Source organism: Nocardia sp. NPDC004068 (assembly GCF_042874315.1).
GTDB lineage: Bacteria > Actinomycetota > Actinomycetes > Mycobacteriales > Mycobacteriaceae > Nocardia.
The window spans coordinates 641,260-655,657 of record NZ_JBIAMW010000001.1; the positions used below are offsets into that span (position 1 = coordinate 641,260).

Annotated in this window: 14 protein-coding genes; 8 read left to right on the top strand and 6 right to left on the bottom strand. The window is 69.8% G+C overall.

All coding sequences use genetic code 11. The features are described 5' to 3' along the window. From ACFYTQ_RS03075 to ACFYTQ_RS03090, 4 genes are all read left to right on the top strand, one after another. On the top strand, positions 1 to 1,746 hold the full coding sequence (locus tag ACFYTQ_RS03075) for an FAD-dependent oxidoreductase (protein WP_387356624.1): 1,746 nt from the start codon (positions 1 to 3) through the stop codon (positions 1,744 to 1,746). 4 nt (positions 1,747 to 1,750) lie between these two features. Next, on the top strand, positions 1,751 to 2,446 hold the full coding sequence (gene hemQ / locus ACFYTQ_RS03080) for a hydrogen peroxide-dependent heme synthase (RefSeq protein WP_387356625.1): 696 nt from the start codon (positions 1,751 to 1,753) through the stop codon (positions 2,444 to 2,446). A gap of 182 nt (positions 2,447 to 2,628) precedes the next feature. Continuing rightward, positions 2,629 to 3,525, top strand: coding sequence for an NAD(P)H-binding protein (locus ACFYTQ_RS03085; RefSeq protein ID WP_387356626.1), 897 nt, complete (start codon positions 2,629 to 2,631; stop codon positions 3,523 to 3,525). Next, on the top strand, positions 3,522 to 4,157 hold the full coding sequence (locus tag ACFYTQ_RS03090) for a CPBP family intramembrane glutamic endopeptidase (protein WP_387356627.1): 636 nt from the start codon (positions 3,522 to 3,524) through the stop codon (positions 4,155 to 4,157). Before ACFYTQ_RS03085 ends, ACFYTQ_RS03090 begins: the two co-directional genes overlap by 4 nt. Here the strand turns inward: ACFYTQ_RS03090 and msrB are convergent. The 4 genes from msrB to ACFYTQ_RS03110 all read right to left on the bottom strand — a co-directional run bounded on the left by msrB (position 4,120) and on the right by ACFYTQ_RS03110 (position 8,530). Beyond that, on the bottom strand, positions 4,120 to 4,545 hold the full coding sequence (gene msrB / locus ACFYTQ_RS03095; RefSeq protein WP_387356629.1) for a peptide-methionine (R)-S-oxide reductase MsrB: 426 nt from the start codon (positions 4,543 to 4,545) through the stop codon (positions 4,120 to 4,122). The genes ACFYTQ_RS03090 and msrB overlap by 38 nt on opposite strands. A gap of 194 nt (positions 4,546 to 4,739) precedes the next feature. Next, on the bottom strand, positions 4,740 to 6,086 hold the full coding sequence (locus ACFYTQ_RS03100) for a glycosyltransferase family 87 protein (protein ID WP_387356631.1): 1,347 nt from the start codon (positions 6,084 to 6,086) through the stop codon (positions 4,740 to 4,742). 78 nt (positions 6,087 to 6,164) lie between these two features. Beyond that, positions 6,165 to 7,724, bottom strand: a complete 1,560-nt coding sequence (locus tag ACFYTQ_RS03105; RefSeq protein ID WP_387356632.1) for an alpha/beta hydrolase — start codon at positions 7,722 to 7,724, stop codon at positions 6,165 to 6,167. A 32-nt stretch (positions 7,725 to 7,756) separates the two neighbouring features. Next, positions 7,757 to 8,530, bottom strand: a complete 774-nt coding sequence (locus ACFYTQ_RS03110; RefSeq protein WP_387356634.1) for a pyrimidine reductase family protein — start codon at positions 8,528 to 8,530, stop codon at positions 7,757 to 7,759. 35 nt (positions 8,531 to 8,565) lie between these two features. On the opposite strand from ACFYTQ_RS03110, the gene zapE reads away from it, so the two are divergent. The 3 genes from zapE (at position 8,566) to ACFYTQ_RS03125 (ending at position 11,436) form a co-directional block, all read left to right on the top strand. After that, positions 8,566 to 9,585 (top strand): cell division protein ZapE, encoded by a 1,020-nt coding sequence (zapE, locus tag ACFYTQ_RS03115; RefSeq protein WP_387356636.1) that lies wholly within the window; start codon positions 8,566 to 8,568, stop codon positions 9,583 to 9,585. Positions 9,586 to 9,599: 14 nt separating this feature from the next. Further along, positions 9,600 to 10,403: a tyrosine-protein phosphatase gene (locus ACFYTQ_RS03120; protein ID WP_387356637.1), complete on the top strand. Its 804-nt coding sequence runs from the start codon at positions 9,600 to 9,602 to the stop codon at positions 10,401 to 10,403. A 124-nt stretch (positions 10,404 to 10,527) separates the two neighbouring features. Beyond that, on the top strand, positions 10,528 to 11,436 hold the full coding sequence (locus ACFYTQ_RS03125) for a class I SAM-dependent methyltransferase (RefSeq protein WP_387356639.1): 909 nt from the start codon (positions 10,528 to 10,530) through the stop codon (positions 11,434 to 11,436). On the opposite strand, the gene ACFYTQ_RS03130 is transcribed toward ACFYTQ_RS03125, so the two are convergent. After that, positions 11,417 to 11,956: a GNAT family N-acetyltransferase gene (locus tag ACFYTQ_RS03130; protein ID WP_387356641.1), complete on the bottom strand. Its 540-nt coding sequence runs from the start codon at positions 11,954 to 11,956 to the stop codon at positions 11,417 to 11,419. The genes ACFYTQ_RS03125 and ACFYTQ_RS03130 overlap by 20 nt on opposite strands. 4 nt (positions 11,957 to 11,960) lie before the next feature. After that, positions 11,961 to 13,130: an MFS transporter gene (locus ACFYTQ_RS03135; RefSeq protein ID WP_387356642.1), complete on the bottom strand. Its 1,170-nt coding sequence runs from the start codon at positions 13,128 to 13,130 to the stop codon at positions 11,961 to 11,963. A 295-nt stretch (positions 13,131 to 13,425) separates the two neighbouring features. On the opposite strand from ACFYTQ_RS03135, the gene ACFYTQ_RS03140 reads away from it, so the two are divergent. Further along, positions 13,426 to 14,361 (top strand): hypothetical protein, encoded by a 936-nt coding sequence (locus ACFYTQ_RS03140; RefSeq protein WP_387356643.1) that lies wholly within the window; start codon positions 13,426 to 13,428, stop codon positions 14,359 to 14,361. Positions 14,362 to 14,398 lie beyond the last annotated feature (37 nt).

Here is a 14,398-nt window from a genome sequence, read left to right on the forward strand (position 1 = left end):
GTGCGGGTCGCGGTCATCGGGGGCGGCATCAGCGGTCTGGTCGCGGCGTATCGGCTGCGCGCCGCACTGGGGGAGACCCTCGAGCTGACCCTGTTCGAACGCCGCGACCGCGTCGGCGGCATCCTGCGCACCCGCGACATCGAGGGCGACCCGGTCGATCTCGGGGCCGAGGCGTTCGTGGGCCGGCGCCCCGAAATCCCCGCGCTCATGCGCGAATTGGGCATCGAGGACCAACTCGTCCACCCGGCTGGCCTACGCCCCCTGATCTGGTCCGGCGGCGCGCCACACCCCCTCCCCGAACGCACCCTCATGGGCATCCCCTCCGGCCCCGACGCCGTCGCCGGACTCGTCGACGACGCCACTTTGCGGCGGATCACCGAAGAGCCGAACCGCCCCCTCCACTGGGACCGCGACACCGACACCTCCGTCGGCGCCCTGGTCTCCGACCGCTTCGGCGACCAGACCGTCCGCCGCAGCGTGGACCCCCTCCTCGGCGGCGTCTACGCCGGACTGGCCGACACCATCGGCATCCGAGCCGCCCTCCCCACCCTCGCCGCCGCCCTGGACGCCGGAGCCCCCAACCTCACCCAAGCCGTCGCCGCCGCCCTACCTCCACCCTCCACCACCCCAGTCTTCGGCGGCATCCGTGGCGGCTACCGAGCCCTCCTCGACGCCCTCCTGACCGCCGCCGCCCCCGACCTCGAAACAACAACGGCCGCAACGAAAATCGAGCGCATCGGCCGCAAGTGGCGTGTCCACACAGCCACGCCCGCAACGGGCACCGAACCAATAGCGGACCGCTCGAACGTCCATAACAACCTGGCGGCCAGGGATCACGATGGCGCCGCTCTCGGTGCGCCGGTCGATACCGAAACGGCCGCAACAGACTTCGAGCGCACCCCCGGCGGTTCACACGCCGTCGGCCCGGCCGCTCAGGGGCTCGGAGAGGCAGCGCCTGGCACTCGCGCGGTTGGTTCGGCCGCCCGAGGTCCGAGAGAGGCCGTATCTGGCGCGCGCGGCGCTGGCTCGGCCGCCCGAGGTCCCGGGGAGGCCATGCCCGGCGCGCGTGGCGTCGGTTCGGCTGCCCAAGGCCCCGAACGGGCAACGCCCGACACATCCCCCGCCCCAACGGATCTCGAACCCGGCTGGCACCCCGGCCCACTGGGCGAGTTCGATGCCGTGATCCTGGCGACACCCGCCCCCGTGACCGCCCGGCTGCTGGCCTCCGTCGCCCCGGACGCCGCCCGAGCCGCCGAGGGCATCGGCACCGCGTCCTCGGTCGTCGTGGCCTTGGCCTTGCCCGCCGACACTCCGCTACCCCAGAACTCGGGCATCCTCGTCGCCACCGGAGAACCCTTGCGGGCCAAGGCTTTCACTCTGTCGAGCCGCAAGTGGTCCCATCTCGCCGAGCGCGAGGTCGCCCTGGTGCGCGCCTCCTTCGGCCGGTTCGGCGACGACCGCCCGCTCTCCTGGAGCGATGAGGAGCTGATCGCCGCCGCCGTCGAGGACCTGGCGACCGTCACCGGCATTCAGCCGCAACCGAAGTCGGCCGTCGTGCAACGCTGGCCCAACGGCCTGCCTCAATACGCCCCCGGCCACACCGAACGCGTGGCCACCATCGAGGCCGCCGTGGCCGAACTCCCGGGCCTCGCCGTCGCCGGATCGTATCTGCGCGGCGTCGGCGTCCCGGCCTGCGCGGCGGCCGGAACCGCCGCGGCTCGGCGGATTCTCGGCGTGGCACGATAGAGCCATGGCGCGACTCGATTACCAGGCCCTCAACTCGACCATCCGGTACCTGATGTTCTCGGTGTTCCAGGTGGAGCCGGGCGTGCTCGGGGACGATCGCGAGGCCGCGATCAAGGAGGCGCGCGCGTTCTTCGACTCGCTCGACGAGCGCGGGGTGGTGGTGCGCGGCATCTACGACGTCGCCGGGATGCGCGCCGACGCCGACTTCATGATCTGGAGCCACGCCGAACGCATCGAGGACCTCCAGTCCGCCTACGCCGACTTCCGCCGCACCACCGAACTCGGCCGCGCCAGCACCCCGGTGTGGAGCAACGCCGCGCTGCACCGCCCCGCCGAATTCAACAAGAGCCACATCCCCGCCTTCCTCGCGGGCGAGGACCCGGGCAACTACATCTGCGTCTACCCCTTCGTCCGCTCCTACGAGTGGTACCTCCTCCCCGACGAGCAGCGCCGCAAAATGCTCGCCGACCACGGCAAGGAGGCCCGCGGCTACCCCGACGTCCGCGCCAACACCGTCGCCGCTTTCGCCCTGGGCGACTACGAGTGGATCCTCGCCTTCGAGGCCCCCGAACTCCACCGCATCGTCGACCTCATGCGCGACCTGCGCGCCACCGAGGCCCGCATGCACGTCCGCGAAGAAGTCCCCTTCTTCACCGGCCCCCGAGTCGAACTCGACCAACTCATCACCGCCCTCCCCTGAAGCGCTCCCCCCACCCGCCACGGCAACCCAGCCGCACCCTTTATTCGAATCCGCACCCCCTGCATGGCCCGATAACGGGTGCGGATCCGAATAAGGGGTGCGGCTGGGCGTACGTTGCCGCCGGACGGGCATAACGTCAGAGCAAACCTCTGGCTGCACCCCTCCGGAAAGGGATTCGCGCGATGGATGTACTGGTGGCGGGATCGTCCGGCTTCGTCGGCAGCCGACTGTGCCCGGAACTCGAGCGGGCCGGGCACACGGTCCGCGCGATGACCCGCCGCCCGCACTCGTATCACGGTGCGGGACAACCGATTCGGGGCGACGTGCACGACCGCGACTCGCTGCGAAAGGCCATGGACGGCTGCCAGGCCGCCTACTACCTCGTCCACTCCCTCGACGACCCGAAATTCGAGCAGCGCGACGCCGACGCCGCCCGCACCTTCGGCGAGGTCGCGGCCGAGGCGGGCCTCGAGCGCATCGTCTATCTGGGCGGCCTCGGCGCGGAGGGCGACGACCTCTCCCCGCACCTGCGCAGCCGCCGCGCGGTCGAACGACTGCTCGGCGTCGGCGGCGTGCCCGTCACGACCCTGCGCGCGGGCGTCATCATCGGCCACGGCGGCATCTCCTGGGAGGTCACCCGCCAACTCGTGGAGCATCTGCCCGCCATGGTCACACCCAAATGGGTGCACGTCCGCACCCAGCCCATCGCCCTGGACGACGTGGTCCGCTATCTCGTCGGCGTCCTCGACGAGCCCGAAACGACCGGACGCACCTTCGAGATCGGCGGCCCGTACGCGCTCACCTTCGCCGACATGCTGCGCCGCGTCGCCGACCTCGAGGGCAGACCGCTCATCCTGGTCCCCGTCCCCCTGCTGTCGCCCTGGCTGTCGTCGTTGTGGCTGTCCCTGGTCACCGACGTCGACGCCCGCACCGGCCGTTCCCTCATCGGCTCGATGGTCAACGAGACCGTCGTCCACGACGACAGCATCCGCGAACTGCTGCCCTTCGAACCCCTCGACTACGACGAGGCCGTCCTGCGCGCCCTGCGCGACCGAGTGAAAGCCCGACACGCCGCATGAGCACGAGAACCGTCGGCGCGGCCTGGCTGCTCGGCACCGCCCTGCTGCGCCGCTCCCTGTCCGCCCCACCCGATTCGACCGAGTTCTACACCCAGAGCCTCGCCACCGCCGCCACCTTCGCCCTCGGCGGAACCGCTTGCGGCCCACCACGATTCGCCGCCGACCGCCCCGCCCGCACGGCCCTGACCGCCACAGCCACCGGCATCGGCGCCTTCGGCGTCTTCTACGGCTGCGCCCTCATCGCCCGTCGCATCCCGATCCTGAACCGAGCCATCACCGACGTCCTCAGCTACGCCCGCTTCGGCACCACCCCCCGCGCCCTGGCGGTCGCCCTGATCAACGGCGCCGCCGAGGAGATGTTCTTCCGCGGCCCGGTCTACGACGCCTCCGGCAAGCACCCCGTCGCCACATCCACAGGCGTCTACTGCTTGACCACGGGAGCCACCGGCAACCCGGCCCTCACCCTCGCCGCCGCCCTCATGGGCACCCTGTTCGCCCTCGAACGCCGAGCCACCGGCGGCATCGGCGCCCCCCTGCTCACCCACCTGACGTGGTCGACCCTGATGGTCCGCTACCTGCCCCCGCTGTTCCCCATCACTCCTTCGGCAGCAGCCGCAGCGAAATCGAGTTGATGCAGTACCGCTTGTCCGTCGGCGTGTCGTACCCCTCGCCCTCGAACACGTGCCCGAGGTGGCTGTGGCAGTTTGCGCACAGCACCTCGACTCGCCGCATACCGAGGGAGTTGTCCTCGCGCAGGATCACCGCGTCGGAGTCGGCGGGGTCGAAGAACGACGGCCAGCCGCAGTGCGAGTGGAATTTCTCGGTGCTGCGGAACAATTCGGCACCGCAGGCGCGGCAGGCGTAGACGCCCTCGGTCTCGGTGTCGGTGTACTCGCCGGTGTAGGCGCGTTCGGTGCCCGCCTCGCGCAGCACCGCGTACTCCTGCGGGCTCAGCCGCGCCCGCCACTCCTGCGGCGTGAGCTGAATCTTCGGCGCGGGCAGGGACGTGTCGGAACTCATGCATACGAGTCTAGTGCGGCCCACGGCCCTGTCCCTCCGGCCGCCGCGCAGCCGAACGCGGGACGGTTCCGCGCAGGTGGCCGAACCCGGGGCGGCACCGCGCGGGTAGCCGAACTCGGGACGGCACCGCGCAGGTGGTCGCACCCAGAACGGTACTGCGCAGGTAGCCGAACTCTGCGGAACGAGCCCGCCGCCTAACTCAACGCGGTGGCCCGCGCGTCGGGCTCGCGGACGTCCGGCTCGATCAGAGCCCGTTCGGTCTCGGCGGCCACGGGCCGCGGCGCCGAATCCTCCAGCAGGAACGCCGGTTCGATGCCCCCATCCAGCCGCCCCTCGCGCCGCGCGGCCAGATACCGGTCACCCAGCACGCAGAACGTCACGATCAGCAGCAGCCCCCACCCGAACGTGACCCGCAGGTATTCCAGTGCCCGACCCGTACTCTGCCAGTGGTCGAGCAACCACTTGTCGTAGGTCATGAACCCGAAGATCGCCAGCCACGCGGGCCAGTTGCGCAGCACCGAGTTTCGCAGCACGACGGTCATCAGGAACGGGAACAGCATCATCGAGTAGTACTGCTGACCCAGCCCCGACAGCAGGAACAGGGCGGTCAGGAGGATGCCCGTGCTCGTGCACACGAAGAACAGTTCGTCCTCGCGGCAGTACCGATACAGCAGCCACAGCGAAACCAGCACCAGCACACCGACGCTCAACCGGATGGTCCACGTCAACCAGACGGGCAGCCCGTAATAGCTCGCATTGCCGACGATGGCGCTGTTGAAGTAGTCCCGCGACTTCAACAGATACGGCAGCGTCCGATTCACGAAATCCATCGGATCGGTGATCAACGGCCACGCCACCGCGTTCAACACGACCGGCACCCCGACCGACGTGATCAACACCTTCCACTGCCCCCGCATGATCGGAATCAGCAACAGCGGAGCCAACGTCGGCTTGACCGCGATCGTCAACCCCATCACCACGCCCGCGAGCAGATCCCGCCGCTTCAACAGTAGATGGATGAACACCACCTCGGCCAGCAGCACGCACCCGTTCACATTGCCGAAAGCCAGTGTGTTGATGACGGTTTCGGAGGCGAACATCAGCAGCAACAACAACGGTGCCGCGGGGGAGGAGAGCCGAAAGCCGAACAGCCGCAACAGCAGATACCAGGCCAGCACGATCGCGATCGCGTTGAGCCCCATGAAGCACCACTTCGACGCCTGCGGATCGATGATCGCCAACGGCGCGATCAGCAGCGTCCCGCTCGGCGGATACAGGTAGTGCGGATCGACGTAGTCGAAGTTCTCGTTGTACACGGCCCGGCCGTTGAGGAACGCCAGCGAGGCCCGATAGACCGGCGCGAAGTCATCGGTGATGGTGAAGTTGGTGGCCTTCACGAACACCTGGTGCAGCACGGTCATGACCGCGAACGGCCACAGGACGAAGTTCAAGACCTCGGCGGTCGTGCGAGCGGTGCGGGGCTCGAGCTGACGAAACAACACTGGGGCACGGTACACCGGAACCCCTACCCGACGTACCACGGACCCGCCGTTCAACCGTGCTTCAGACCACTTCGCGCCCCCTTTCGACATCACCCGCGCGGCACGCCCGCCCACGCCTCAAGCCGGGCAGGCCGTCCCGTCCGCGGGCAACTTCGCGTCCTTCAGATACGCCACCAACGCCTGCTGCCCGCACCCCGAATGATTGAGCACCGGATGCCCGTACCCCTGCCACCGGATCGTCGCCGTCCCGGCCCCCGCCCGCCCCAGCGCGCCCGTGACGGTCGGCAGGGCGTCGCTCCCGGTGACCGGATCGGCCGTCGCCCCCAGCAGCAGCACCGGCAGCGTGAGCTTCTCCGGGAGCTGGGTGGGGTTGGGTACGGGCCAGGCCGCGCACGCCATCATGCGCACGGCCGCGTCCTTCCCGAACACGGGATACGTTCCGCCCCAAGTGTTTTCGAGTTCCCGCGCGCGTTCGGGCGTGGCGGGTTGCTGATTGTCCGAACACCGCGACACGAACTGCCCGTCCGATCCGACCGACCCCGACTGCCGCTGCAACAGCGCATTGATCGGCCCCCGATCCCCGCGCCCGGCCGCCGACAACGCGTCCGCGAGCTCGCCCACCCGATTGCTCTGATCGGCCCGCGGATCCCCGAGAAACCCGGCGATCCCGGTCAGCAACGCCCCCGCCGACAGATCACCCAGACCCCCGGCCCGCGCCCGATTCACCAGATCGAGCACGGCCGCCCGCGGATCCGCCCCCAACGAGCAGTTCAACCCCGCACACCGCTGCGCGAACGCGGTCAACGCCGCCTCTTCCCCCTTCACGCGTTGTTCGGTCCGCGTCACCGCGTCGGCGTCCACGGCCTGCGGCGCGTCCAGGACCAACCGCGCCAGATGATCCCCGTACTTGGCCGCGTAACTCATCGCCACCCGGCCCCCGCTGCCCGTCCCCACGAGCGCGATCCGGTCGACCTGCCACGCCTTGCGCAACTGCTCGATGTCGTCGGCGGCGTGCGGCGCGTCGAACGTCCGCTGATAGGGCTGCAAGAAGTCCTGACACGCGACCGTCGCGTCCTGGCTCAGCTTCACCATCGCGTCGACCTGGTCCCCGCCCGCGAACTGCGCCGAATCGGCCAGCCCCCGCCGCGTGTCGGTGGCCATGCAGTCGATCGCCTGCGAATTGCCCACGCCGCGCCGATCCACCGCCACCACCGGATGTGCCGCCAGCAGCGCCGAATTCGGCCCCGTCGCCAGCCCGGCCAGGGTCTCGGTCGAGGACCGGTCACCCCCGGAGGTCAGCACCACCGGCGCGGCGTCGGCGGGCGTATTCGCCAGCTTGGCCCGCACGGCCGCGGTCCGGAACGTGCCCAGCACCGACCCGCTCGTATCGATCGGCGTGGAGAACTCGGCGCATTCGAACACCAGGCCCGCCGGGGGAGCGCCGAGCCCGAGCTTGCCGAATGTGGGTGCGGCGCAATCGCGCCAGGCCAGATCCGTCTTGGGCACCTCGGGTCCGGGCGGCGGCGCGGGCGCGGCGGACGTCGTGGTGGGCGATCCCGCCTCGTGCGGCCGCTCGACCGCGACGCCGGGGCGGCTCGACGGACCCGCGCCACACGCGCCGACGAGGACAACCGTCAGCGACGACGACATCAGCAGGGCGGCCCGACTCCAGCGCATGCGCTACAGCCTGCCAGGTCCATCGAGCCGTTTCAGCTCTGGGTGTGCGTGCGTTCCCAGCGTGTCAGCACCGAACCGTCGTCGTCGAGCAGCGCGTGGCACAACGTCATCGGCGTCGGCATCTCTTTGGGCGCCACCGCGATTCGGCCCGCGGTGCCGCCCACGAGCAGTGGCGACACCGTCAGGCACAACTCGTCCACCGCCCCGGCCGCGATGAGCTCCCCGAACAGCGCGGGCCCGCCCTCGCACAGCACCCGCAGCAATCCGCGTTCGGCGAGGGCCGCGCGAATGCCCGCCGCCGTGACCGAGGTGTCGCCCGCCTCGATCACCTCCGCGCCCGCGTCGGCGAGTTCGGCCTTGCGGTCCGCGGGCGCGTCGGTGGTGGTGAGCACCAGCGGCGGCCGGGTCGTATCGGTGAACAACCGGCTCGCCGGATCGAGCGCCGCACTGGCCGTGACCACCGCGATCGGCGGCGCGGAGCCGTCCTGCGCGCCGCCCAGCCCGTGATGGAACAGCCGGATGCGCCGGAAGCTGTCGGTGCGCGCGCCGCCGTAGTTCTCCGACCGCGCCGTGCCCGCCCCGACCAGCACCACATCGGCCAGATCCCGCAGAATCCGGAACACCGCCTTGTCGGCCGGACCGCCCAGCGCGCCCGACCGGCCGTCCAGCGTGACCGCCCCGTCGATGCTCGACACGAAGTTGATTCGCACCCAGGGTGATTCGAGCCTCGCCGGATACGTGTAGAGGCGCACCAGTTCGTCGGTGCTCAGCTTTGTGAACTGGATCGCATTGGGCACACGCTGCATAACGACCGATCACACCACGTCAGTACGCTACATGCGTGCAACAACACCTCGTCGATCGCAACCCGGAGGTCCCGGCCGATCAGCTCATCGCGCAGATGGTGCCGCCGCCCACATTCGACGAGGTGAGTTTCGCCTCCTACATTCCCGCCCCCGACGAACCCAGCCAGGCCGAGGCCGTGGCCAAGGCCGAGCGGTTCGCCGGACAGGTCGCCAAGATCCACGCCGCCCAGGGCCGCAAGACCCTGTTCGGCAAGAAGAAGCAGGTCGACGGGGCGGGCCTGTACCTCGACGGCGGTTTCGGCGTCGGCAAGACCCACCTGCTCGCCTCGATCTTCCACGCCTCGCCCGCACCCAAATCGTTCGGCACCTTCGGCGAGGTCACCAATCTGGTGGGCGCGCTGGGTTTCGCGAACGCCGTCGAACGACTGTCCGGAAACAGCGTGTTGTGCATCGACGAATTCGAACTCGACGACCCGGGCGACACCATGCTCGTGTCCAGACTCCTTACCGAACTCACCGCGCGCGGTGTCTCGGTGGCCGCGACCTCCAACACGCTGCCCGACCAGTTGGGCGAGGGCCGCTTCGCCGCGCAGGACTTCCTGCGTGAGATCCGCAAGCTCGGCGCGCTGTTCGAGACCGTGCGCGTCGACGGCCCCGACTACCGCCACCGCGACCTGCCGCCCGCGCCCGAGCCCACCGATCCGGCGCATCTGGCCGAAAAGGCCGCCGCCACACCGGATTCCACGCTCGACGAGTTCGACGCGCTGCTGCAACATCTGAGCACCCTGCATCCCTCCCGGTACGGGGCGCTGCTCTCGGGTGTGTCGGCGGTGTTCGTGTCGAACGTGCACACGCTCACCGACCAGGCGGTCGCGTTGCGCGTGGTGGTTCTGGCCGACCGGCTCTACGATGCGGGTATTCCGGTCACGGTGTCCGGGGTGAAGCTGGACAAGATCTTCTCCGAGGAGATGCTCGGCGGCGGTTACCGCAAGAAGTACCTGCGCGCCATCTCCCGGCTGCTCGCGCTGTCGCGGTACGAGGTACCGACCGCCTGAGGAAAGGAATCTTCGTGGCCCACCGCTCCGTTCGTCTCGCCGCGCCGCTGATCGCCGCGGTCCTCGCCTGCGGTCCCGTCGCCGGGGTCGCGCTCGCCGTCGAACCGCCCGCGGCCACGAGTTCGGTCGTGACCGATCTCGACCAGCGCTCGCTCGGATTGCAGGGGGTGCTCAACGCCCGCGACCTCGGCGGCTACCGCACCACCGACGGGCACGTGGTCCGCTCGGGACTGGTGTTCCGCACCGGCGAGCTGAGCAAGGCCACCGACGCCGACCTGACCGCGCTCACCGATCGCGGGGTGCGCGCGGTCGACGATCTGCGCATGGCGATCGAGCGGGCCGTGGCCCCCGACCGGATACCCGTTGGCGCGCAAGCCCATTGGGACGACATCATCGGCCAGGCCCCGCCGCAGGTGATGGCCTCCGCGATCACCGCGGGCCCGGATCTGTACCGCGCGTTCATCACCGCGCCCGGCGCGAGCGAGGGCTTCGCGAACGTCGTGCGCGACATCCTGGCGGGCGACGGCGCGGTGCTCTACCACTGCACCGCGGGCAAGGATCGCACCGGCTGGATGTCGGCGGTGCTGCTGACCGTCCTCGGCGTCGACCGCCAGACCGTCACCTACGACTACCTGTTGTCGAACTACTACCGCGACGCCGCGCCGAACGACACCCTCAACGGCGTCGCCCCCGCGGCCCTCGACGCCGCGTTCGACCAGGTGGACCAGAGCTACGGGTCGTTCGACAACTACGTACGGGACGGGTTGAAGCTCAGCGCCGACGAGGTCGCGGCGCTGAAAGCCGCACTGCTGTCCTGATTCCCGATCGCTTCCAACTGGGCGCAATGTCGTTAGCGGACGTAAGATTGCGCGTGTCCGTGGTCACGGACGCTCGATCGTTTTCCGTTGCGTCACAGCTGGTTCTACCGATCGGAGGAATGCCGTGCGTACTGAGGGAGATACCTGGGACATCGTGAGCAGCGTCGGGGCGACGGCCCTCGGCGTCGCCGCCGCCCGGGCACTCGAGTCCGAACAACCCGACGCGTTGATCCGCGACGATTTCGCCGCCCGCTTCGTCACCGCCTCCGGCCACGAGGGCATGACCCGCTGGCTGCACGAGGATTCGGACCGCGTCGAATCCAAACTGGCCTCGACCATGATCGGCCTGCGCAGCCGGTTCTTCGACGAACACTTCCGCGCGGCCGCCGCGGACGGGGTGCGGCAGGCGGTGATCCTCGCGGCCGGTCTGGACGCGCGCGCCTACCGCCTGGACTGGCCCGCGGGGACCACGGTGTTCGAACTCGATCAGCCCAAGGTGCTCGAATTCAAGGCCCGGGTCCTCGACGAACACGACGCGGTGCCCGCGGCCCGGCGGCACGCCATCGCCATCGATCTGCGCGAGGACTGGCCCGCGGCACTGCTCGACTCCGGTTTCGATCCGGGCGCGCCCACCGCGTGGACCGCCGAGGGTCTGCTGCCGTATCTGCCGGGCGCGGCGCAGGAGGCGCTGTTCGAACGCGTCGAGCGACTGTCGGCGCCGGGCAGCCGCCTGGCCCTGGACTCGATGAGCGATCTGCGGGATCTGGATCGGATGGCCGAATTCCAGGCCGAGCAACTGCGGGGCACGCCCATGGCGGAGATCGATCTGCGCGAGCTGTTCTACACCGACGACCGCAGCGCGCCCGAAACCTGGTTCGGCGCGCGCGGCTGGACCGCGGAATCGCTGACGGTGCGGGAACTTTCGGCTCGTTACGGCCGCGCGCTGCCGGAGATTCCGGAAGTGTACGAGACCATGTTCCTCGGGGCGCGGTTCGTCGCGGTCGCCAAACCGGTCACAGCGCCATCTGCATGACGTAGTCCTCGCACACCCGCGAACCGACGGTGAAGGTCTTGGTGCCGACGCGTTCGAATCCGTGCTTGGCGTAGAAGCGTTGGGCGCGTTCGTTGTACTGGTTCACCCCCAGCCACACCACGGCGAACCCACCGCGGCGGGCCGTGTCGACGGCGGCGGCCATCAACGCCGTCGACACGCCGCTGCCGTGATGGCCGGGGAGCACGTACATCTTGCTGATCTCGATCACCGGGCGCGCCGTAACCGCTTGTGCCACATCGGGATCGGCGGGTTCGCCCGCGACCAGCATGGTGTAGCCGACGATCTCCGCGCCCGCTACGGCCTTGAGCACGGTCCGGTGCGGATCGCTGAGGTAGTCGCCGAAGTGGTCCTCCGACAGCACGTTCGCGACGAACGCGTCGATGTCGGCGGGCGCCAATTCCGGCGGGCACGCGAGCGGGAAGGTGGCCGCCGCGACATCGCTCAGGGCCTCGGCGTCCCACAGCCCGGCCCGGTCGACGGTGACTGGGGTATCGATCATGGTCCTATCGCACCACAACCGACCGACGCGGATGGAACCACCGGGCGGACCCGATCAGCAGCACCGCGAAGATCAGCGGGATGACGAATCCGACACGCCGCGAGGTGGCGTCGGCGACGGCCCCGACCACGCCGCCGCCGATGAGGGTGCCCGCGTAGTTGAACAGGTTGAGCCGGGCGATCACCGCGTCGAGCCCCCGCCCGCCGGTCAGCTCACCCGCCTCGCTGAAGCACAGCGGCGCGATCACCGGCAGCCCGAGCCCCGCGACGAGGAATCCGAGCAGCGCCGGGACGGGGGAGGGGGCGGCCACGACGAGCAGCAATCCGACCGACCCGATCGCGGCGGCCGTGCGGACCACCGCCCGCGCCCCGAACCGCCGAGTGAACGCGTCGCCGGTCGCCCGGGTCAGCAGTGACGCCCCCTGATAGGCCGCCAAGGCCAGCGCCGCCGTCGCCGACGAGGACAGCAGATCGTCCTTCAGATAGAGCGCCGACCAGTTGCCCACCGCGAGGTCCACCGCGAACACCAGCGCCATCGCCACCCCGAACGCCAAATACGCTCGCAGCCCGACCCTTTCGGCCGCGGCGGCCTCCTCGGGTTCGGCCTCCGCCTGCCGCGTCCCCAGCAACCGCGGCCCCAGGACCAGCCCCGCCACGAACACCACCCCCGCCGCGATCCCGAGCGTCCAACTCGCGTGCACCCCCACCTTCTCCGACCCCGCCACGAACAACGCCCCCAGAATCGACCCCGCACTCCACGCCGCGTAGAACGACGCCAGCACGAACGTCCCCAACCCGTGCTGAATGAACACCGCCTGCATATTCGTACTGGCGTCCACCATCCCCACCGCCACCCCGTAACCCCCCAACGCCACGAACAACACCCCCACACTCGGCGCCACCGCCACCCCCACCCCCGTCATCCCGATCAACCCCAACCCCACCCGCACCGCGACCCGACTCGACCACCGCACCGCCACAGCTTCGGCCACCAAACTCCCCACCGCCGCCAACACCGAAACCATCACCACCGCCCCCAAAACCTCCCCATCCCCCAACCCGAACCGATCCCGCTGCTGCGGCAACTCCGTCAACACCACAGCCAAGAAGAACCCCTGCAACCCGAACGCCACCCCATTGGCAACCCGAGCCCCCCGAACCACCGCCAAACCCATTGCGGCAGCCTAACCCCCACCACCACCCCCAGGCCCACGAACCCAGCCGCACCCTTTATTCGAATCCGCACCCCTTCCAGGGCCCCGAAACGGGTGCGGATCCCAACAAGGGGTGCGGCTGGGTTCGTGGGCCTGGGTCTCGGCGGGGCCTCGTTCCACGCTTGTTGGTCACGCCGACGAACCGGTTGCATAACGAATCCGGTCGGGTTCACGTGAACTGTCCTGATCTTTGCGGCACTCTGGAGGGAGCAGGCCGGAACGGTCGGCGGGTGCACGGTGTAGGGGAAGTGGTCGCGTGAGCACGAAGGAACGGACCGAGGTCGGGCCAGCGGGCGCGGCGGTGCTGGCGCCCACGGATATGCCCGTGGTGGAGCCGAATCCGCGCGGACATCAGCCGGGGGAGCGGTGCCGGGAGCCGGGGTGCGGTAACTGTCACTGGGATGTGCAGCGGTTCAAGTACTGGCTCCGCGGTCGGCTGCTGGCGTGCGGCGCGGACGACGCCGAGGTCGACAGGCCGCTCGGCGCGCAGACCCCGAGTGTGTTGTGGCGCAAGGGTTCTCGCCGCTGCGCGATCGAGGTGCGCAGCGCCCCGGTATCCTTGGCGCACGCGCAGGAACGCACGGCCCGCCTGCGCGCGGTCGGCTGCGACGAGGTCCTGTGGTTGTGCGCCCCCGGCTTCTGGGTACCGCGCCTGCCCGCCCTCGGCGTCGACGACTTCGCCCCGGCGGTCTGCGAGTACCGCGCGGTCTCCGGACGCGTCGAGGCGGGCCCCGCGGGCGTGGTCGAACCGACCGAAAAATCCTGGGCGGTACGAGATTTCCTGGACGGCTGGGTATCCGGCGACCTGGCCTGGGGCTGGCGCGACGAGACCACGGGAGGATGGGCGACGGTGACCGACTGGGAGCAGCACACCCGCGCGCAGGCACTGCTCATCGCGCAGCAGCGCCAGGAACTCGTCCACCAGCGCACCGCATTGGCCTTGGCCCGCAAGGCCACCCGCGACAAGGCCAAACAGATCCACAAACTCCTCGGCCGCCTCGAACGCGCCGAACAGACCGCCGAGGACCTCGACGCCACCCGCCGCCGCCTCGCCGACCACGACCGCGTGGACGCCACCCTCCGCGTCACCATCGCCAAACAACAAGAGGCCCTGAAACATTGGCAACTGATCACCTGCTTCGCCGTATTGGTGATCATCACCTTCATCGCGGCAGGCCTCATGCTGCACTGACCCGTCCCGCCGAATTCCGGCGGAGGTCGTGCCCAGA

Excerpts from the sequence above, each read along its gene's own strand:
- hemQ (WP_387356625.1), top strand. The coding sequence starts at position 1,751 with ATGGCGCGACTCGATTACCAGGCCCTCAACTCGACCATCCGGTACCTG.
- ACFYTQ_RS03085 (WP_387356626.1), top strand. The coding sequence starts at position 2,629 with ATGGATGTACTGGTGGCGGGATCGTCCGGCTTCGTCGGCAGCCGACTG.
- ACFYTQ_RS03090 (WP_387356627.1), top strand. The coding sequence starts at position 3,522 with ATGAGCACGAGAACCGTCGGCGCGGCCTGGCTGCTCGGCACCGCCCTG.
- msrB (WP_387356629.1), bottom strand. The coding sequence starts at position 4,545 with ATGAGTTCCGACACGTCCCTGCCCGCGCCGAAGATTCAGCTCACGCCG.
- ACFYTQ_RS03105 (WP_387356632.1), bottom strand. The coding sequence starts at position 7,724 with ATGCGCTGGAGTCGGGCCGCCCTGCTGATGTCGTCGTCGCTGACGGTT.
- ACFYTQ_RS03110 (WP_387356634.1), bottom strand. The coding sequence starts at position 8,530 with ATGCAGCGTGTGCCCAATGCGATCCAGTTCACAAAGCTGAGCACCGAC.
- ACFYTQ_RS03130 (WP_387356641.1), bottom strand. The coding sequence starts at position 11,956 with ATGATCGATACCCCAGTCACCGTCGACCGGGCCGGGCTGTGGGACGCC.
- ACFYTQ_RS03135 (WP_387356642.1), bottom strand. The coding sequence starts at position 13,130 with ATGGGTTTGGCGGTGGTTCGGGGGGCTCGGGTTGCCAATGGGGTGGCG.